This is a genomic window from Bacillus sp. CPT56D-587-MTF (genome assembly GCF_058792335.1).
Genome location: NZ_JBYTEF010000007.1, coordinates 21,141 through 41,481 on the forward strand (window position 1 = coordinate 21,141; position 20,341 = coordinate 41,481).

Genomic DNA, 20,341 nt, shown 5'->3' on the forward strand with positions numbered 1-20,341 from the left:
AAAGTATAAATTTTTTTATAGGTAAAAGTTTCGGAATATTCTGTCTTTCATAAATTTAAAACTAATAAAGGAGCTGTAAAAATGATTTTGAAACGATCCTATCAAGCATTACTACTCGTCATGAGTATATTATTATTACTCATGAGCTTCTTCATACCGCTTAATCAAGCAAGTGCGGAGGTCATTAATCATGAAAAATACGAGATGAAGTGGGCGTACTCTCCACAGTTTGGGAAAGATATACGTACTGAACTTTTGAAAAATTCGAAGGGGCAAATTGCCTATTGTTTGGTCTATGGGTTGAAGTCTCCAAATGGTTCAGACCTTCCTGAGAGTGGAAAAACAGATGATATTGTGTACCGTGTCTTGTTAAATGGATATCCACAAAAGAGTCCACAAGAATTAGGGGTTTCCACCTGGGAACAGGCGCATTATTCAACACAGCTGGCCTTATGGAACTCATTGGGGCAAATCAGTACGGCAGAGTTACAATTTAAAGATGCAGCCGTTGAAAAAGCAACGAAAGCCATCATTCATGCAGCGAATCAGAGTCAAGATACACAAGATGTATATATGAATGTGGTTCCAACTGATAAGCAAGAGGCACAATTAAACGGTGCATACTTTGAAACAACAACGTATACAGTACAAACAAACGCGAAGAAGGGTACTTTCAAGGTGCAAATGAACAATGCACCACAAGGAACACGTGTTGTAACAGAACAAGGTGAAACAAAAGAAACATTCCAACTAGGAGAAAAGTTCCGTATACAAGTTCCAAAATCCTCTAAGAGTAATGAACTATCTTTAAAAGTCGTTTCAAATTTAACCAATTACAATACAATTGCATATAAGGGAACTGAGACAATTCAGGATGCAACGGTTTTATTAGAACGTAGTACAGAGCAAGCAAGTACAGACTTACAAGTGTACTGGAAAGCAAATGGTTCACTCAAAGTAATGAAAGTGGATGAGAACAAAAAGCCACTTCCAGGTGCAGTATTTGAAGTCTTCGACAACAACCAAAAAAGAGTGGGAACGATTACAGCTGATAAGAATGGAATTGCTGAACTCGGTAATGTAGAGATAGGAACTTACGGTGTAAAAGAAGTTAAGGCCTCTGTTGGTTATGTTTTAGATCCAACCCCTAAAATATTCGAAGTAAAGACGGGTGAAGTTGCTGTAATTGAAATGAAAAATGAACAAATTAAAGGAAATGTACAGCTTTTGAAAGTAGATCAAGATGGTAAAAAGAAATTAGAAGGCGCAGTATTTATACTTGCAGATTCTAAGGGGAATTCAATTAGTGAGCACACCACGGATAAAAATGGTGTCATCAAAGTTGAGAACTTGCCATTTGGTCAATATACATTGATTGAAAAAACTTCTCCATATGGTTATATTCTCATGAAAGAGCCAATTCCTTTTCATATTAAGGAAAACGGTAAAACAATTGAATTAATCGCTAAGAACACACAAGCAAAAGGCTCACTTGAAATCACAAAAGTGGACGTAGCAAAGGGAAATAACAAATTGCCAGGTGCAGAGTTCACAATTTACGATGAGCAAGGAAAAGAAGTAGTAAAAGGAAAAACAAATGAGCAGGGCATTGCAAAGTTCGATAAACTCCCAGTAGGAAAGTACACATATAAAGAAACGCTTGCACCCGAAGGATTTTTAATTAATGAAGAGACCTTCTCTTTCGAAATTAAAAACGATGGTGAGATTATCAAACACACCGTACAAGATAAGAAAAAAGAAATTCCACCAGCACCAGAACAACCACAACCAGAAAAGCCAGAATATCCTCAACCACAACCGGAGAAAACACCACAGGTGATTGAAAAGCCTGTACCGACACCAGAGAAAACACACATCATTGAAAAACAACCAGAACAACTCAAACAAATTAAAGAACAACCAAAGAAAGTAGAAAGTCATTTACCAACAACAGGCGGTAAAGCAGAGAATCCACATTGGTACTGGATTGGAGCTACACTTGTCGCTCTTGGCAGTGTCGCAGCAGTTTACGCGTACAGAATGCGTAAAAAAGCAAAACAAGAAATGTAAGTAATACTCTCAACTGATAGGGAGGGCGGGACACAATGTGCGTGTTTGATGTACATTATCAGATCAATGGGATCAAATACAAAAAATCGTATTTGCTAGCATTACCTGAAGATGGGTTTCAGTTGCGAAACAATATACAACATGTTCTATATCAAGATCACCAACAAGTAGTTACAATCCTTTCTACAGATTTAGAAGAGCTATATTTAAATGAATTGTAAGGAGGAAAGTAATAAGTATGTCAATACAGTATGATATCCTTCAATACGCTTTACTTACAGGGGTTCTGGTCCATATTGATGCACCCATCGCATAATTGTTGTATGTACTAAGAATAATCCTCTTTCCTCCATCATTTCCACTAAATCACGAAGACTTAAGTTTTGTACCGCAGGTACCAACGTACGGTTAATACAATGATATCAGGCTGATACTGTTTCCATTTGAATATATTTTCTTTTTCCATACTGATCACACACCTTTTTTTAGTAATAGCACCAGTATTGCCAAGTTTGAAAGAGCATTTTCAAATCATTTCGCTTTTTTGCACCAGAACCGAGTTGAGCCCATATATCACAGCTCATGTGAATCGATTTGGCAAATATGGAATTGATCCAAATAGACAGCCACCGGATTTACAGTTCGATATGCCAATTTACCAAGTAGCCAATTAATAAAAAGGGTATGTGGCGAATAAAAACTTCTTCACATACCCTTTTTTAATTGGAATATATTTGCATACGGCCCCATATTTTACTTTTGGTTGCCATACCCCATTTATTTTAATAATTGAGCACGTTTTACTGGATCTTTATAATCTTCTAATGACATTTTTACAGCTGGTTTATTTGGATCATCTGGTGTAAATGTTACTTCACCTTTTGTATGATAACCCGCTACACCAGAAAAGCTCATTGGTACCTTTACAAATACTCTTTTATTTATGTCGTCTAATTTTATATAAGATGGTAGACTAATAGATGGATCCTTAGCAAGGCCCTTCTTAATAAAATCATATAAACTCATCACACCTAATGTTGACGTTTGGTTTATCATATCAGCTTGTCCAATTCTTGATGTAACTTCGGTATACCCATCGTATGCTCCTGAATATTCTTGATTAAATATCGCAATATTCATTTCTGTTGTTCCATGTGGTGCGGCCTTTATATCTTGAGATGGGAACGTGTCTGTTGTTGTTTTAGTATATGTATTACCAGTTGTATGAGTATAAGACGTATCAACTTCCATCTTAAGTGTGACATTACCCTCTGCTACAAAAGGTATCCCTACAGATACTTTTGTCTCGGCACCAATCTTCAATGCTACACCTTCTGCATTTGTTTCTGTAAATGAATGCGTATTCGTTATTGCTTGACTATCTGTTTTTAATACTTGATCTACATCTGTAGTATTATGCAAGGTTCCCACACTTACAAATGTAGGCTTTCCATCTCCCACAGTAGTTGCGGTTAAATTAATGTCACCTGAACCTAAATTAGTATAGTTACCATCAAGATCTATGTTGCTAGCACCTGTATAAATTTGCTTGACGGGATCCGCAAGTGCAGGTGATATTTTTTCATCTAACCACTGTTTAAAACTATCTTTAGAAAATTGACTAGTTTCTTCATAATTTGTTGGTGCTGCAGCAAAAGCATTCACAGGTGCTGCAATAACTGGCGCACTAAGCATACATGCTAATGGTACAGTTGCTAATAACTTTTTATATTTAGTTATTTTCATCATACATCTCTCCCACTTGTTAAGTTTATTTGATGTTTCAACTTCTATAGTAGCAGATAAAAATAATAAAACATGTATAAAAAAGTCCTTTATAAAAGCTCTTTTTATTTGAAAAGGATGTAAAATTTCAAGACATTACGATAGCTTAAAGAAAACCAACAGTACTAGCTAATGGATACTCAAAGAATGCCTTTCTTGAGCGTTTTTGCTTTAAAATATCTCATGTATCACTTTCCCTCATGCATTTCTCCTACAGCTTAGCTTCATTTGAAAACTTTACAACAGAACCCCTTTCTCTTTAATATGGCAATACTGAACAACAGGAAACGTACATTTTGAAAAGTACATTTTTATATTTGTTAATATAAAATCACAACATATATAATCAGTATATCAACAATTTTTCTAAATATATTAGTTCAGGAGGAATGCATATGCAAATGTATAAAAAATTAGCAACTTTAGCACCAATGGCTGCGTTAGGTACATCTCTTTTATTATCCCCTTCCATGACCTTTGCTGCCGAGAAACATGAGCCAATTAAAACTGTACAAACACAAAATCAATTATCCGCAGCTGTTGAATTTGGTGGAGACACATTAGAAGTACCTCCACATAGTCAATTAACTATCACTTATAAAACAGATACCGGAATAGAACTTTCACAATTCCAATATAACAATGATACTGACTCTGCAAAATCTGTTATTACTCCAAAACAATCAGTAATGCTTCCAGATGGTGCAAAATCTGTTACACATGATGTTGTAATTAATAAAATGTAATACAAATGATTGTAAAAACCCATTGTTTTAGCAATGGGTTTTTATCAGGCTGTGGAGAAAGTCTTCTCTACAGCCTGTTTTTGTGTCTGAACCTCTTTTTATGTGTCAACACTGATAAAAAAGAGGAAAAGGAGAGAGTTTTTATGATGGGTGCTTTAAAAAATCATCGTGATGAACGTGTATCTGTTTCTGTAGAAGAGTTGGTTCCACAAGATCATTTCCTTCGTGCGATTGAAGCGACAATTAGTTTTGATTTTATTGAAGAGAAATTACGCCCTTATTACTGTGAAAACAATGGACGTCCGTCAATCCATCCTATCGTTTTATTTAAAATGATGTTTATTGGATATTTTTACGGTATTCGTTCGGAGCGTCAATTGGAAAAAGAGATTAAAACGAATATCGCCTACCGTTGGTTTTTAGGGTTTTCTCTATCAGATACTATTCCAGATCATTCTACAATCAGTTGGAATCGCCGTACCCGCTTTATTCATACAAATATTTTCGAAGAAATTTTTGATGAGATCGTGAGGCAAGCGACAGAGCACCGGATGGTGGGAGGACGTGCGCTAATGACAGATTCTACGCACATTAAGGCCAATGCCAATAAGAATAAATTTGTACATAAATATAAAAAAGAAAAAGCAAAGTTTTATATAGATGAGCTAGAAGCTGCGGTAATCGAAGATCGTAAGGTACATGGAAAAAAGAATTAAAACCTAGAGAGGAAAGTGATACCCCTACCAAAAAAACTCGTATAAGTACCACGGATCCAGATAGTGGATTTTTAATGAGAGATGGAAAACCGAACGGTTTTCATTTCTTAGACCATCGTACGACTGATGCGAAGTACAATATTATTACAGATACCTATGTAACGGCTGGAAATATGGCAGATTCCGAGCCATATTTAGCACGCCTCCAAGCTCAAATCGATAAATTCGGGTTCAAAGTAGAAGCTGTAGCTCTTGATGCAGGCTATTTTACGAGCTATATCTGTAAGAAATTATCGGAGAGAAATATATGTATGGTGATGGGGTGTATTTTAGAGTATGCGACAACGGATCGTGAAGGATAAGCCTATCCTGTTGCAGTACGTGAACTAAAGGAAGAAAAGTGTATACCACACGGTATACCACTTCGTGTAAAAAAATACTTAAACAATATCATTGAGCAAGATCATCGGTTTATCAAAAAACGGATTCGGAATATGCTAGGATTGAAATCATTCCCTACAGCTATAAAAATGATTACTGGAATAGAAGCTATGCATATGATCAAAAAAGGACAAACTCTCCAAGGGGAGAAGTCTGTCCAAAAGCAGATATATCTTATCAATGAACTCTTTGGTTTAACAGCATAAAGTTCCATTCCGTTAGGAATCTTCTATTCTTTTTTCACATTCCACTATTGTTGCACCAGAACCAAATTAAAGTGGTTATCAAGCTAAAGGAAGACACTCATGAGAGTGTTTTTCTTTTTCAAAAAAGGATGAGGGTTAAGAAAAAGATCATGTAATACATATATACTCCTTATCCATATGCTTTTCTAGGGACCTTTAGCTCAGTTGGTCAGAGCAGACGGCTCATAACCGTCCGGTCGTAGGTTCAAATCCTACAAGGTCCATCACTATTTGTATACCTTTCTTATTAGAACATGCATGGGTATGGACCATCCTAGTCCAGAAACAGTTACATGGATCATGATAAAATTGAAAATGAATACATGTAACAAACAGAAAAAGGTGCTCCTAGGGGCACCTTTTTCTGTTTATAGAATTTTAATATATATTACTTCTCAATATATATAGAACGTATAATCGTACGTGTGTATGGATGTCCGGCTTTATTTTTCCCTTTCACATCAATGGTAAAATTGTATACACCTGATTGCTCTATATGCTGTAACGTGGTAGATAACATATTTGCATCTCCTTGTTGAACGCCATCAGATTGTGAAATCAGTGTACCTGTCTGATCGACAATTCGAACCGTCATAGAAACATCCTCCGCTTCAACTGGGTTTTTATCAGCAGATTGGATTTGTAATTTTGCTTGATTTACTTTCAGCTTAGCCGGTATTTTCAAATGGAAAGGTGCTTCCTGTTGATACTGTACCATCGCTAAATAAGCATCTTTCCCTTCCGTATTCATACGTATCTTCCAGTCTCCCACTTCCATACTTTTTATTTGAAATGTATGAATAAAGGCCCCTTTAAAAAAGGTATCATCACCCGTTGTTACTACCGCATCCTGTTTGGTGTAAACCTTCCCTGATGGCGAAATAAGTTGTATCTCTACTTGTTTACTCGCAGTCAAAACCGATACAGTTCCTGCTGTCAATGTATCCACAGAAAACACAGCGCGATTTTCTTGATGTGGGATCAGCTCTCCGCCTAAAACCGTTTGGTTTTCTGTCGGTCCTAACTCTGTATAGGGCTCATTCCTAGAAGGCGCGGCAGACGGTGACCATGCTGGCCCCATTTTTTTCGTTCGTAAGTAAGGTTCTATGCGAGAAAAGACGGCACTTCCCGTTCGAATCGAATCATGATCTAATGTAACATCAGAAAAAAGGTGGGCACCGTACGGCAAAGTGGTACTCCATTCACTGACAAGGCCATCGTTATTTCCATATGGTGACAAATACAATCCTCCCATAGATAAAGCAGAAAAAGTAGGCCCCCAACTGGTTCCTGCTATCGTGTAATATTGATTGGATTTTGTGGCAGGATTACTATCAATAATCGAGCGAAATCGTGCCATTTCCCCAGTTTGTAACGCATACGTTCCTTCATCTTGTTGCCCTAGTAAAGAGGCAAGCCATCCCGCCCACCAACTATAGGATAAATCTGCTAGATGTGTCCCATAATGAGGAGATCCAAGTGTGATGACCTTATCAACAAAACGATGCGCCCCATATTGTACAAGAGCCGCTTGTGTATCAATGCCCCCTTTGCTATGCGCGATGATGTTGACTTTTTTTCCAAAATGTTGCGAAATGGCTTCTAATTTTTCAGCTAATAGTTTCCCATTTGTCCAAGGACTTACGGAACCTGTCCCAGCTGCATCATACAGTTGTACAAAAGCAGTTTGATAGCCAGCATCGTAAGCAAGGTCATACATCGTATTTTTTCCATGATAGTACGTATCTCCATACCAATCATTTGCCTTTCCGTTTTTTCCTTGCACAAATACAATCGGTGATTTGGTAGGGTCTACCTGTATAGGTGGTGCTCCCACAAACCAATCCCCTGGCCGGAATGTTTCTTTTGGTGGAAATACCTTTCCGTAATTTGGATGTGTTTCTGCAGATACAGAAGGTGCGTTATAAAAAATGAAAAATAAAAAAAGCAAAAGAAAGGATTGCAGTAGTCTTTTACAATGTTTCAAATGAATACCCCCTCATGTTTTTATCTTTACATACACTTTCAAATGAAGATTACATCTTCTCGGCCCCCTTTTGTACATATAATTTCTCATAATATTCGGTCTCCAAAAGAGAAAAACCTTTTATTCTAGCCGTTTCGAGATATTTCTCAAAATACTTCCCTTATATCCGATATATAATAGGGAGACCTGGAAGGATTGTCTAGGAACATAGAAAAAGACCTGCGGTAGTATGTCAACTGAAAAACAAAAGAACTTTTAGTTATCAAAGGCCTATTTGCTTAAAAAAGACATCACGAAACTAAACCAGTAATATATGTAATTTACTGGAAAATGATTGAAAGGTAGCGATGACAAGTTTTATGTCACACTTTCACGCACCTTTCTGGCGTAAAGAGTTGGTGACTGCGTAGTAGCGCATCCACCAATCGCACAAGTTTTCTTGCGGTTAGAACGAGTGCACGTTTGTGTTGATGTTTTGGTACTTCATTATATTTTTTTACGTAATATTCTTGATAATCAGATACATGCTTTCTTACAGAGTTGGCGGCTTCAACTAAGTAATACCGCAAGTAATGATTTCCATTACGGGATAATGAAGTGTTTTCTGCGGTGAATCGACCAGACTGGTGCGTACGCCAATATAATCCGGCATATTTTGCTACCTTGGTTTCATCATCAAATCTTTCGATTTGACCAATCTCAGCGATAATACCGGCGGCGAATACAGGGCCAATTCCGGGAATAGATTCGAGTGTTTGCGTTAATCCAGCCATGATTCGCTTAATGGACTTTTCTATTTCTTTGATTTGCTGTTGATAGGTACGAATCACCGCGATTGATGTTCCGAGAAGGACATCGATTGAGTCTTCTACGACCTTATCCAAACGATAGGAAGAGCGAACAGCCTTTTGAATAGTTGATGCGATACATGTCGGGTCACCAAATCGATTTTTCCCTTTTACTTGTAGGAACTCAACGAGTTCCTCTAAAGGCATATCAGCTAATTCTTCTAGACTGAATTTTTCAAGGAATAATTCCATCATGGCGTTACCAAATATAGAAGAATCCACTTCTTGTGAGAATGTATTACATTTATAACTTAGGTATTGTAAAAAATGTTGTTTTTCTTTTGTCAACATTCTAACGAGTTGATAACGAGATCTTGTTAATTGCTGGAGTGCCACATACTGACTCTCTTTTACGATGGACATTTGATTTCGGCCAAAGCGTAAGTAATCAGCGATGACAAAGGCATCAATCTCGTCCGTTTTATCCATGTCAGAATAGCTTTTCTTGAAGTTAGCAATTTGCTTAGGATTCATAAGAAATACCTTTGCTCCAAAGCTTTGTAAGTCTTCATCATAGTGAAGAAACATGGATGGATGAAAACTATAAACAGATGTGGATTCTAAGCCAATTTTAAAGATTTCTACCTTTTGATTGGCTATGTGCTTTAATAATCGCTCTTTGAGCGTTGTGGCACCTGGTAAATCATTATTGACTGAAAAGGAGTCTACCTTTTCTCCTTCACCATTTAGAATACAAACTTTTATATCAAACGAACTTACATCTAGACCAGCAAATAATCTCACGTAAGAGACCTCCTTTCGATTTAGAATCATTTCTTGGACGTCTCGAGATATCTCTAGTGTGTACGCCGACCAACAACCTCGTGTATGAGAGCTTGTCCTGAATCGAAAGCCGCCCTAGAGCTACTAACATCTAGGTTCGAAGGTCAGGCTGCTCAGCCTGCGCGTAGGGAGTCCCGCACGTTCACTGAGAAACACTCTTTTTATGTGGTACATCCACAGGAGAGGGAAGAATTGTCCCAAATGATCCTAAGATCATTATCTAGAAATATCTTGAGACGTCCAAGTGTTTTTTACTGGTCTCTCATTAATATAAGTGGCAAATCTAAGCTCGAGATAGAGCTTAAATACAATATACGAGGAGGGGAAGAGGATGAAAAGTGGCATCCGAATATTGGTTACTTTCTCATTGGTTTTGCTCGGACTGCCTATCATCTTTTTAGCTTTTATTACATGGAAGCATAAAAAGCCATCCGAATCTGTAAATCTTATGATAGAAAACTCGCAAGAAAACAGATTACCATCCTATACGCCATTCCAAGTTACTACCTTTAACATTGGTTACGCAGGATTAGATGCAAAACAAGATTTCTTCATGGACGGAGGAACGGGCTCACGTTCTCGTAGTAAAGAACAAACCAAACAGAATTTACAACACATGTCGTCCTTTTTAAAAGAAGATCATGCAGATTTTTTCTTGTTACAAGAAGTCGATATCAAAGCATTCCGTTCTTTTGATCAAAATGAATATCAATTTTTTCAACAGGAGTTATCCTACCACGCTTCTACATTCGGTTATAATTATAGGAATCCATGGGTTCCGGTTCCCTTTTTGCGTCCCATAGGATATGTGGAATCGGGACTCGCTACGTTTTCGACCTACTTCATACAACAAGCAACTCGTTTTCAATTACCAGGGAGAGAGCCTTGGCCTAAGCAACTCTTTGATTTAGATCGTGCGATGGTAGAACACATGATCCCGGTTGAAAATGGAAAGAACTTACGAATCGTAAATCTACATGTCTCGGCATATGATGCAGGTGGGAATATCCGCAAACAACAACTGCAATACATAAAACAGTATATGCATACACAGTATCAGAAGGGGGATTATGTGATTATAGGTGGTGACTGGAATCAGCTACTGTCAGATATTCAGTTACCAGACCCCGCATTTCTAGCCGCCTGGCCCAAATGGTTAGTGCGTTTGCCCCAAGATTTTACAGAAGGAGGATTTCAATGGGCTGTAGATTCTTCTGTGTATACGGTACGCGATAATCGTACGGCATACATCAAAGGAAAAAGTTTTGTGACCATTATTGATGGATTTGTAGTCTCACCTAATGTGGAAATCCTTCAAGTCAAGGGACACGATTTACAGTTTACACATAGTGATCATAATCCTGTGAGTGCTGTTTTTCAATTACAGTAGAACGGAAGACATACGTTCGAATAAACTTTTGGGAGACGTGAATAAACATGAAACAAGCATATACAATTGTTGTTATCGGAGCTGGTACAGCTGGGATTTCCTTGGCTGCCCATTTACTCCGTCATGCCCCTGTATTAAAAGAACAGGTGGCCATCATAGACCCTGCTCAAACACATTATTTCCAGCCACTATGGACATTTGCGGGAGCTGGGATTGTCAAAAAAGAAGCAACGATGAAAAAGCAATCCGACCTCATTCCAGAAGGTGTACATTGGATACAAAGGAAAGTTTCGGAAATAAGTCCGAAAGAAAACAGGTTGCTGCTAGAGGATGGAACTATTATTGCCTATGAAATGTTAATTGTAGCTGCGGGTATTCAAATTCATTGGGATCACATTAAAGGATTGAAAGAAGCGATTGGAAAAAATGGGGTTTGTAGTAATTACTCGTATGACTATACGGATGCAACCTGGAGAGAAATCCAACAATTTAAAGGAGGAAACGCCATCTTTACGCATCCGAATACCCCTATCAAGTGTGGCGGTGCACCTCAAAAAATTATGTATTTAGCCGAGGAATACTTTTGTCGCCAAGGTGTCCGGGAGAAAAGTAAGATTATGTTTCAAACAGCAAATCCACATATTTTTCATGTACCTCGCTATGCTTCCTCTTTAGAAAAGGTAATTCAGAGGAAACAAATTATAACGAGCTTTCATCAGAATTTAGTAGAAATTAACGCGGAAAAAAAAGAAGCGATTTTTGAAGATATACAAACAGGTAATAGAGAAAGCATACCGTATCACCTCTTACATGTTGTCCCGCCTATGGGACCACCTGATATGATCAAGAATAGTTTACTAGGAGACGAAGAAGGATGGGTAGATATAAACCCTTATACACTGCAGCATGTACGGTACCCCAATATATTTGGGATTGGGGATTGTACCAATTTGCCAACTTCTAAAACGGGGGCGGCTATTCGAAAACAAATTCCTGTTGTAAGAGAAAACCTGTTGGCATTTTTACAGGGACAGGAGGTACAAGCGACATACAATGGCTATACATCTTGCCCCATTGTCACGGGATATAAAAGTTTGATTTTAGCAGAATTTGATTATCATCAGGAAGAACAAGAAACATTTCCGTTTGATCAATCAAAAGAAAGATATAGTATGTTTTTGTTAAAGAGATATGCACTTCCTTTTCTATATTGGAGATACATGCTAAAAGGCATCGTATAAGAAATAAAACATTGTCAAAAGGAATGCTGGTTAAAAAAGAGTTTGAAATATAAGGGGGCTGATGTATGTTATTCGAATGCTTTTATCATGACAAATTGGCTCATGCGTCTTATATTGTGGGGTGTCAGAATCACGGAGTGGCCATTGTTATCGATCCAGGACGCCACATTGAACAATATATGGAATTTGCTAGAAAGCGCGGATTAAGCATCATTGCGGTAACAGAAACACATATTCATGCTGATTTTGTATCTGGTGCGAAAGAGCTTGCGTTATCTTGTAACGCAACGTTTTATGCATCAGCTGAAGGGGGAAGCACATGGAAATATCGGTATCTCAATCAAGTGCCATACCATCTCGTCAAAGGTGGTAGTGCATTTCATATTGGTACGATTCAATTTCAAGTTATTCACACGCCAGGACATACGCCTGAAAGTATTTCATTTCTAGTCATAGATACAAAACAGCATAATGAAACCAATGACAAACCGATAGGGATTTTTACAGGAGATTTTCTATTTGTTGGTGATGTAGGTAGACCAGATTTATTAGAAACCGCTGTTGGTATTCCACATCATGCGAAGAGTAGTGCCAAAGACTTATTTCATTCGATCCAAAAAATCAAAACGATGCCGATATACCTACAAATTTGGCCCTCCCATCGTGCTGGTAGCGCATGCGGAAAATCATTAGGCGCCATTCCCTCTTCTACAATGGGCTATGAGAAACTTTTTAATTGGGCCTTTCAAACAGAGGAACAAAATTCTTTTGTGATGCATGTATTAAGTGGCCAGCCGGAACCACCACCTTATTTTTCCAAAATGAAACGAATCAATCAAGATGGTCCGCCGATTCGTACACAGGGTCTCATAAAAGAAATACATTCTTTCCCTGCATGGCAACAACTAGCACATACCGACCAACAAATCATTGATACAAGAGAACCAACGTTTTTTGCATCTGGTCACGTAAAGGGGTCCCTGAATATTCCTTATAACCAGTCTTTTACAACCTGGTGTGGTTGGCTCCTAGAGGATAGCCAGGACCTTATCATCGTTATCGATCCTCTGTCTGCAAATATAAACGAGGTACGGAGAGATTTGGAAGCAATTGGACTAGATCGTACGATAGCCTATATGCCTTCAAACACACTGGAAGATATAGAGTCATTAGAGACGTATGAAGAAAGAACTGTTCAAGAATTGTTTCCTCTTATACAATCGGGAACCCATCCCGTTATTGATGTTCGAAATCAATCGGAATGGAACGAGGGACATCTTCCGCATGCCAAACATATCATGCTAGAACACTTGACAGAGCATGTACAAGACATTCCAAAAGATCGTCCGATTATTGTACAGTGTCGTTCTGGTATACGTTCCGCTATTGCAGCAAGTATATTACAGAAACATGGTGTAAAGGAAGTAATAAATGTACAAGGTGGATATTTAGCATGGCTAAAGGCGGAATTCCCTATTTGTAAATGAACAGATAAACAAATACGATCATGATATGAAAGAATGTAGGATGAAAAGAATAGTAAAAAGGGATAGAAATCTATAAAAAACCGTTACATTTTATAATGAAACAAAATATAACGGTTTTTTATGTATCATTTGAATTTGTAAATTACTCTATACGGGGTACGGCAACCATTCCTTCTTTTTGGAGCCACTCACAAATATAAAGCAAGAGAAGTGATGTTTTCATATACTCATTTCTCTTGCTTTTGATTAGCTTGCCTCTTCAGTTTCAGTAAGTGATACAGGTGTATCAAATTCAATATCTGGTGGACGTCGATTTGAATCTAATCTATATTTTCCAAATCGGTTCACATGAAATGTTACATATGGACTTAAATCAGATAACACGTCCTCATCTACCTTATTGCCCTCCTGTATATATTCATGAAGAATTTGTGTGAGTTGAAAGACATTATAAAAGATTAAGCAATTCGCTACTAAATGATTGTATTTTATAATTTTTCTTTGCCGTTCCCGATTGTTTTCTGCGATAATTCCTTCACCGCCAAAGAATAACCACTTTGCAAATCCATTAAAAGATTCACTTTTATTTGTAGCGGCTTGAATTGTGCTTCTTAGTTTTTCATCAGATAAATATTTTAATAAAAATAAAGTGCGAATGGCACTTCCTAGTTCTCGAAAAGCCTGATATAGTTTATTTTTCTTACTATATGTATTTAACTTATTTAAAATCGTAGAAGGATGGATCCGTCCCATTTTAATAGACATTACTACACGCAACATATCTTCATAATGGTTTTCAATCAAATTCCAATCTACTGATTGTGAAAATAATCCATCAATATGCATATACATAGACTCTTTATCTGGTCTTAAAAACTTTAAATCTTTCCAATTACGAATTCGAGGCATAAGTTCAATCCCTAGTAAATAGGCTAATCCAAAAACAGGTGCATTTTGTCCTTGTGTATCAGCATGAAGCGTATCAGGCTGAATATCGGATTTATTTTTCATGAGAAGGTCTAAAATATAAACTCCTTCCCAAACGCCACAAGGAATAAAATGACTAAATAAGGCGATATATGTGTCGGAGACATGATAATACCCAATTCCTCCATATCCACCATAGCGAATATGATTTTCAGACAGTAGATTCTTTTCGTATAGATCCCACATGGTTCCATCAGCTGAAGCGCTAGTTCCATTCCCCCAGTACTTAGGTAACTTAAATCGATTATATGCATTAATAATCCATTCAATGGCTTTTTGAATATTTTCTTCTGTAATATGTCTATCGTTTATCCAAGATATATGTTTTCTATCCATATTTGATAGCGAACGTGCTGTTTGGGTAGACCCTAATCATACATTGGTTAGTTATTGAAAACACTCGGTTCTAACTGTATGATTAGGGTGTATGATAATTAGTTAGAAAATGAGGTGGATCTTTAAACATGAAAATTGCTTATGCTAGAGTTTCAACTTTAGATCAAAATTTAAATAGACAAATACAAACATTAAAAGAATTTGGAGCGGAAAAAATATTCACGGAACAAAAATCTGGTGCATCTGTTCATAATAGAGAAGCATTTCAAGAGGCGTTAAAATTTGTTCGAAGTGGAGATACATTTATGGTGGAAGCAATCGACAGACTTGGGCGTAATTATGATGAAATTATTCATACTGTTAATTACCTAAAAAGAAAAGAAGTGAAGTTAATTATTACCAGCCTACCTATTATGGCAGAAGTAATTGGAAATTCTTTATTAGATAAATTTATTAAAGATTTAATCGTTCAAATCTTAGCTATGATTGCGGAACAGGAACGAACAGAAACGAAAAGGAGACAAGCACAAGGAATTTCAATAGCAAAACAGAAAGGAGTTTATAAAGGAAGACCGACTCTTTATTCTCCAAAAGCAAAGGACCCTCAAAAAAGGTTAGTATACAATCGAGTAGTTGAAATGTTAAATGATGGCGAAGCCATTTCTCATATTGCAAAAGAAAACGGTATAACTAGGCAAACTGTATATAGAATAAAGAACGCTACATCTAATTCAGACAGTTATATGGAGGTATAAATGAAAAGTTCGGATTCTCAATTAAAAAGTCGTGGAAAAATTACATTTGAAGATTTACAGCACTATAATAATCACTCAAAGCTTGAATTATTAGAAATGATTAAATCAAAAGAAGCCTATAAAAGAACTATCGCTATAAAATTACTATCAGAGAAAAAAGACTTAAATGATGATTTGATTCGTTTGTTTCTTCAAACTCTTACACAAGAAAACAAACTTTATACAAAAATTGAATTATGTGACGCACTTTCAAAAGGTAATGTTCAGTCTGCTAAGATTATGGTCGAATATTTAGGGCAGATAGGTACTAACCAACATAAAGTATTACCGGTTCTGGTGCAAAGAAAGGATACGTTCCCAAGAAATAATGAGGATTCCTATTGGAATTATTCTTTACGCTGTTAATCCAAATAATTGATGAATAAATTCTTTTTGATTTTGAACAGACTGATCCCGTAAATCAACCTGTTCTTTTTTTATCATATGCATGGCTTCTACTCCTGCAAGTATACATGTAGCGGTGCCAAAAGATTTAAATCCTAACATAGAGCGTACACGTTTTTTAATGAATCGATGGTCTTGCTCCACTACGTTATTTAGATATTTTATCTGCCGAATTTGAGTGCCTAACGGCACTTTTTTCTCGTTCTTTAATTTGGTGATAGCAACTGGATAAGCAGGATTTTTATCAATTGTAATTGTACGAGGTTTTGAGGCATGAAAAGATTGCAAAGCTTTCTTAAAGAATCGCTTTGCAGCCTTATGATTTCTAGTTTTACTAAGATTGAAGTCAATCGTATTTCCCTCAGAATCAACCGCACGGTATAAATACATCCATTGCCCTTTTACTTTTATATACGTTTCATCCACTCGCCATGAATCATTTGTTTGTTTAAGATGACATCGGATCCGTTTATCCAGTTCCGGTCCGTATTGATGGACCCAGCGCATAATCGTTGTATGTGCTAAGGATAATCCTCTTTCTTCCATCATTTCCACCAAATCTCGAAAACTTAGATTGTACCGTAGGTACCAACGTACAGTTAATAAAATTATATCTGGTTGGTAATGCTTCCATTTAAACAAATTGTCCTTTTTCATACTGATCACATCCCTTTTGCAGAGTAATCGTATCAGTATGTCCAAAATTAGAAGATTACTTGCAATTAACCTAATTTTTTTGCACCAGATTCATCATTTGTCCTAACTTTTCTGTTGTTACTTCATCCTCAATATGTGGGATCAACATGACATAGCGATACCGTTTTGTTTCAAAATATAAGTACAAGTAATGCAGAGCTATGCGGATCATTGCATATACGATTATTCCCCACAAGATCAGGCGGCATATACTAACTGTTACATCAATCACTGCCGGTACACGTTTCATGATTTCCATCACTATTTTTTCTTTGGAGAACCAGACAAAGCCCACAGCTCCTAAAACTAAGAGCACTTTCCAGTTCTTCTCAATCATATTTTCAAGTTCTTTATCAAACTTGCTGCGCGCCACTCTTTCACTTCCTTTCTATCTCATCATGACATGACTTACGCGAGTGCCAACGTCTTTTCTTGATGTTTTTGTATGCGTTGTTCTACGGCTAGTTGAATCAATATTTGAGGCTGCATCACTGCTTGGTGAGGTTGATTGATTTGTTCTAAAAGTGTTTTATATTCGAAGAGTTCTTGCTTGATTTGTTCCATATCCATTTCTCCATTTACTATAACTTGCTCTTTCCAAAATGCTTCCCAGCATTCATGACGATTATTATACATTCCCTTTCTCCTCCCTTTGTCAGGAGGGATGCTCTCAGGAAAGAACATCCTTCCTAAACCAAATTTGTTATCATTTGTGCAAATGCTTATGGAAATTGGCTTTTGGATCTATGAGTTTCATTCCTTTTTCATTACCAGCTAATGTCATCAAAAAGCTTGAAAATGCCATCCCTCTTCCTGTAATTCCATTCAATTCAGCTGAAATTTTGGAATGATTCGCACGATTCCCCCTTACCTGATCCAATCTACCGATATAAAAACCACGTTTGCTACGCATATGCTTAATTGGTTTCATCCCATTTTCTCCTTTCATCATTTCATCTTTTTATATCGCTAAATGGAAATATTGTGTGATTTTAAGACTGCTCCTCATCTAAATTATACGGTTCACCAAATTTCACTGCTAATTCTGATGGTGGTTCCTCTTGACAACTTGCAATGATTCCTATATTCAACTGCTCTAATTCTTCTAAAAATGGAAGAAACCGCTCTGGAACTTGGCGATACCATTTCATCATTTCATCTATCACAACAACCTGAGAGTGCTTGCACTGCTGTTGTTCTGATAAGGTGAGAAACACTCCTTCATGCGCAAAAGGAATCACACAAACCCGTTCGTTATACTCTTGATATTCTCCACAACCATCTAATATGGTCAATTGAACATCCTCTAGTATCATGATGTTGATTGATTGTTTCAGTAGCCATGTTTTCCCTTTGCCTACGCTTCCTCGTACCAAGATATTTCTATTCTCTTCTGCAAACACGAAATGTGGACTGATTCCTTTTCCCGCTTTCCCCGTTACCAATACATTTGACTTACTCCTGTCATAGCACTCTGGCTTGATAAAATTTGATGACTTTTCACTTCTTCCAATAAACATTCCGTTCATAAAAATCGCACCTTTCTTTTTCTTAATTTAGATTCTTTTACTACTTTTGCACAGCATTTATAATTTTTGATTTGTATAACCATAAAGCTGCACAAATGACGATTTGAGCTCTGCACGGTTCTGGTGCAAAAAAGCGAAATGATTTGAAAATGCTCTTTCAAACTTGGCAATACTGGTGCTATTACTAAAAAAAGGTGTGTGATCAGTATGGAAAAAGAAAATATATTCAAATGGAAACAGTATCAGCCTGATATCATTGTATTAACCGTACGTTGGTACCTGCGGTACAACTTAAGTCTTCGTGATTTAGTGGAAATGATGGAGGAAAGAGGATTATTCTTAGTACATACAACAATTATGCGATGGGTGCATCAATATGGACCAGAATTAAATGAGCGTATTCGAAAACATTTGAAACCAACCAATGATTCTTGGCGTGTGGATGAAACATACATCAAAATCAAAGGAGAGAAAATGTACTTATATCGCGCGATTGATTCTGAAGGAAACACGATTGATTTTTATTTAAGTCGTAAAAGAGATGCGAAGGCTGCCAAACGTTTTCTAAAGAAAGCCTTGGCTTCTGTTCATGCCACAAAACCTCGTTCGATAACTGCTGATGGCGATAAAGCCTATCCTGTTGCAGTACGTGAACTAAAGGAAGAAAAGTGTATACCACACGGTATACCACTTCGTGTAAAAAAATACTTAAACAATATCATTGAGCAAGATCATCGGTTTATCAAAAAACGGATTCGGAATATGCTAGGATTGAAATCATTCCCTACAGCTATAAAAATGATTACTGGAATAGAAGCTATGCATATGATCAAAAAAGGACAAACTCTCCAAGGGGAGAAGTCTGTCCAAAAGCAGATATATCTTATCAATGAACTCTTTGGTTTAACAGCATAAAGTTCCATTCCGTTAGGAATCTTCTATTCTTTTTTCACATTCCACTATTGTTGCACCAGAACCGTTGTTTTCTCCATCGAGATGATTTGAAATAAATAAGAACATTTACAATAAAAAATAGCAAGATAAAGAGTAGTGGCAATATAATTCCTCCTGATGAATGATATCTTCTCAATTTTTTCTTTGCTCTATAAGTATACAAGCATGTTTCAAATAACAGAAAGTTACTTCTTTTGTGTACAGAAAATTGTATATTTCTGTACACTTTATTTTTTAGTAAAAAACACTACATTTTTTCCTATTATCGTGTCCATAAACAGTGTACAATTATGTATGTTCAGATATCTATCTAAAATTAAATTATTGAACAGGGAGAGACTACAAATTGAAAATTGGTTATGTTCGTGTATCAACTGTAGATCAAAATTTGGATTTACAAATAGATGCTTTAAAGGCGTATGGATGTGATGAAATATTTGAAGACAAGTTGAGTGGCATCGCTGGAAAAAGGCCCGGCCTTGAAAAGGCTCTTCAATATGTGAGACCTGGTGATTCTTTGGTAGTCTGGCGACTCGATCGTTTAGGAAGAACGATGCATCATCTTATCCAAATTGTAAATGAATTAAATGAACAGGGCGTTAGTTTCTATAGTGTACAAGAAAATATCACGATGGATCGCTCTAGCGCTACAGGACAATTAATGTTTCACTTATTTGCTTCTTTTGCAGAATTTGAAAGAAACCTCATTCGTGAACGGACAGAGGCGGGAAGAATTGCCGCAAGGGCTCGGGGACGTTTTGGTGGAAGACCTGAAAAGTTAGGAGAAAAAGAACAACAAATGATACAAACACTCGTGTCTAAGAAAACCCCCATTAAAGATATTGCGCAAATATTAAAGATTTCTCGTACAACCGTGTATCGTTATTTACATAAATAGGAG

17 protein-coding genes, 1 tRNA gene and 5 pseudogenes are annotated in these 20,341 nt (G+C 36.9%); 13 read left to right on the forward strand and 10 right to left on the reverse strand.

The features are described from left to right. The first annotated feature begins 81 nt into the window (after window positions 1-81). Together AC3WVZ_RS33575 and AC3WVZ_RS33580 are read left to right on the forward strand one after the other, a co-directional pair. Window positions 82-2,070 carry a thioester domain-containing protein gene (locus tag AC3WVZ_RS33575; protein WP_233937158.1) on the forward strand — a complete coding sequence of 663 codons (1,989 nt, stop codon included), beginning with the start codon at window positions 82-84 and terminating at the stop codon, window positions 2,068-2,070. A gap of 35 nt (window positions 2,071-2,105) precedes the next feature. Then, window positions 2,106-2,291, forward strand: a complete 186-nt coding sequence (locus AC3WVZ_RS33580; protein ID WP_233937159.1) for a hypothetical protein — start codon at window positions 2,106-2,108, stop codon at window positions 2,289-2,291. A 63-nt stretch (window positions 2,292-2,354) separates the two neighbouring features. Here the strand turns inward: AC3WVZ_RS33580 and AC3WVZ_RS33585 are convergent. Beyond that, a pseudogene (locus tag AC3WVZ_RS33585) lies at window positions 2,355-2,536 on the reverse strand (IS6 family transposase); the annotation flags it as partial. 311 nt (window positions 2,537-2,847) lie between these two features. Continuing rightward, window positions 2,848-3,819: an ETX/MTX2 family pore-forming toxin gene (locus AC3WVZ_RS33590; RefSeq protein WP_233937160.1), complete on the reverse strand. Its 972-nt coding sequence runs from the start codon at window positions 3,817-3,819 to the stop codon at window positions 2,848-2,850. A 425-nt stretch (window positions 3,820-4,244) separates the two neighbouring features. On the opposite strand from AC3WVZ_RS33590, the gene AC3WVZ_RS33595 reads away from it, so the two are divergent. The 4 genes and pseudogenes from AC3WVZ_RS33595 to AC3WVZ_RS33610 all read left to right on the forward strand — a co-directional run bounded on the left by AC3WVZ_RS33595 (window position 4,245) and on the right by AC3WVZ_RS33610 (window position 6,227). Continuing rightward, the gene (locus tag AC3WVZ_RS33595) at window positions 4,245-4,601 is read left to right on the forward strand and encodes a hypothetical protein (protein WP_233937161.1); all 357 of its coding nucleotides are present in this window, start codon (window positions 4,245-4,247) and stop codon (window positions 4,599-4,601) included. 143 nt (window positions 4,602-4,744) lie between these two features. After that, window positions 4,745-5,676 (forward strand): annotated as a pseudogene (locus tag AC3WVZ_RS33600) (IS1182 family transposase); the annotation flags it as partial. Between the two features lie 3 nt (window positions 5,677-5,679). Continuing rightward, window positions 5,680-5,964: pseudogene (locus tag AC3WVZ_RS33605) on the forward strand (DDE-type integrase/transposase/recombinase); the annotation flags it as partial. A 189-nt stretch (window positions 5,965-6,153) separates the two neighbouring features. Beyond that, window positions 6,154-6,227: transfer RNA gene (locus AC3WVZ_RS33610), tRNA-Ile, on the forward strand. A gap of 164 nt (window positions 6,228-6,391) precedes the next feature. Here the strand turns inward: AC3WVZ_RS33610 and AC3WVZ_RS33615 are convergent. Beyond that, complete coding sequence (locus AC3WVZ_RS33615; RefSeq protein WP_425594331.1) at window positions 6,392-7,990, reverse strand: esterase/lipase family protein; 1,599 nt, start codon at window positions 7,988-7,990, stop codon at window positions 6,392-6,394. A 362-nt stretch (window positions 7,991-8,352) separates the two neighbouring features. Beyond that, window positions 8,353-9,582: an IS110 family RNA-guided transposase gene (locus AC3WVZ_RS33620; RefSeq protein WP_103655522.1), complete on the reverse strand. Its 1,230-nt coding sequence runs from the start codon at window positions 9,580-9,582 to the stop codon at window positions 8,353-8,355. 370 nt (window positions 9,583-9,952) lie between these two features. Here AC3WVZ_RS33620 and AC3WVZ_RS33625 point away from each other — a divergent pair, with 370 nt between their 5' ends. The 3 genes from AC3WVZ_RS33625 (at window position 9,953) to AC3WVZ_RS33635 (ending at window position 13,739) form a co-directional block, all read left to right on the forward strand. After that, window positions 9,953-11,011 (forward strand): endonuclease/exonuclease/phosphatase family protein, encoded by a 1,059-nt coding sequence (locus tag AC3WVZ_RS33625; RefSeq protein ID WP_233937162.1) that lies wholly within the window; start codon window positions 9,953-9,955, stop codon window positions 11,009-11,011. A gap of 41 nt (window positions 11,012-11,052) precedes the next feature. After that, complete coding sequence (locus tag AC3WVZ_RS33630; RefSeq protein WP_233937167.1) at window positions 11,053-12,252, forward strand: NAD(P)/FAD-dependent oxidoreductase; 1,200 nt, start codon at window positions 11,053-11,055, stop codon at window positions 12,250-12,252. Between the two features lie 65 nt (window positions 12,253-12,317). Further along, window positions 12,318-13,739 (forward strand): MBL fold metallo-hydrolase, encoded by a 1,422-nt coding sequence (locus AC3WVZ_RS33635; protein WP_233937163.1) that lies wholly within the window; start codon window positions 12,318-12,320, stop codon window positions 13,737-13,739. A gap of 246 nt (window positions 13,740-13,985) precedes the next feature. On the opposite strand, the pseudogene AC3WVZ_RS33640 reads toward AC3WVZ_RS33635, so the two are convergent. Continuing rightward, a pseudogene (locus AC3WVZ_RS33640) lies at window positions 13,986-15,098 on the reverse strand (Tn3 family transposase); the annotation flags it as partial. Between the two features lie 92 nt (window positions 15,099-15,190). On the opposite strand from AC3WVZ_RS33640, the gene AC3WVZ_RS33645 reads away from it, so the two are divergent. Together AC3WVZ_RS33645 and AC3WVZ_RS33650 are read left to right on the forward strand one after the other, a co-directional pair. After that, a complete protein-coding gene (locus AC3WVZ_RS33645; protein ID WP_078188074.1) occupies window positions 15,191-15,817 on the forward strand; it encodes a recombinase family protein in 627 nt (208 codons plus the stop codon). Then, on the forward strand, window positions 15,818-16,222 hold the full coding sequence (locus AC3WVZ_RS33650; RefSeq protein WP_233937113.1) for a hypothetical protein: 405 nt from the start codon (window positions 15,818-15,820) through the stop codon (window positions 16,220-16,222). It abuts the gene before it with no gap. On the opposite strand, the gene AC3WVZ_RS33655 is transcribed toward AC3WVZ_RS33650, so the two are convergent. The 5 genes and pseudogenes from AC3WVZ_RS33655 to AC3WVZ_RS33675 form a co-directional block, all read right to left on the reverse strand. Then, the gene (locus tag AC3WVZ_RS33655) at window positions 16,211-16,918 is read right to left on the reverse strand and encodes an IS6 family transposase (RefSeq protein ID WP_233936150.1); all 708 of its coding nucleotides are present in this window, start codon (window positions 16,916-16,918) and stop codon (window positions 16,211-16,213) included. The genes AC3WVZ_RS33650 and AC3WVZ_RS33655 overlap by 12 nt on opposite strands. A gap of 82 nt (window positions 16,919-17,000) precedes the next feature. Further along, window positions 17,001-17,330: pseudogene (locus AC3WVZ_RS33660) on the reverse strand (ATP-binding protein); the annotation flags it as partial. Window positions 17,331-17,365: 35 nt separating this feature from the next. Then, window positions 17,366-17,593, reverse strand: coding sequence for a hypothetical protein (locus tag AC3WVZ_RS33665; protein WP_233937114.1), 228 nt, complete (start codon window positions 17,591-17,593; stop codon window positions 17,366-17,368). Window positions 17,594-17,663: 70 nt separating this feature from the next. Beyond that, entirely contained in the window at window positions 17,664-17,888 is a 225-nt protein-coding gene (locus AC3WVZ_RS33670; RefSeq protein ID WP_233937115.1) for a hypothetical protein, read from the reverse strand. A 61-nt stretch (window positions 17,889-17,949) separates the two neighbouring features. Then, window positions 17,950-18,486, reverse strand: a complete 537-nt coding sequence (locus AC3WVZ_RS33675) for a P-loop NTPase family protein (protein ID WP_233937116.1) — start codon at window positions 18,484-18,486, stop codon at window positions 17,950-17,952. Window positions 18,487-18,693: 207 nt separating this feature from the next. Here AC3WVZ_RS33675 and AC3WVZ_RS33680 point away from each other — a divergent pair, with 207 nt between their 5' ends. Beyond that, the gene (locus AC3WVZ_RS33680; RefSeq protein ID WP_100910607.1) at window positions 18,694-19,401 is read left to right on the forward strand and encodes an IS6 family transposase; all 708 of its coding nucleotides are present in this window, start codon (window positions 18,694-18,696) and stop codon (window positions 19,399-19,401) included. Window positions 19,402-19,786: 385 nt separating this feature from the next. Beyond that, window positions 19,787-20,338, forward strand: coding sequence for a recombinase family protein (locus tag AC3WVZ_RS33685; protein ID WP_006923900.1), 552 nt, complete (start codon window positions 19,787-19,789; stop codon window positions 20,336-20,338). The last annotated feature ends 3 nt before the right edge of the window (window positions 20,339-20,341 follow it).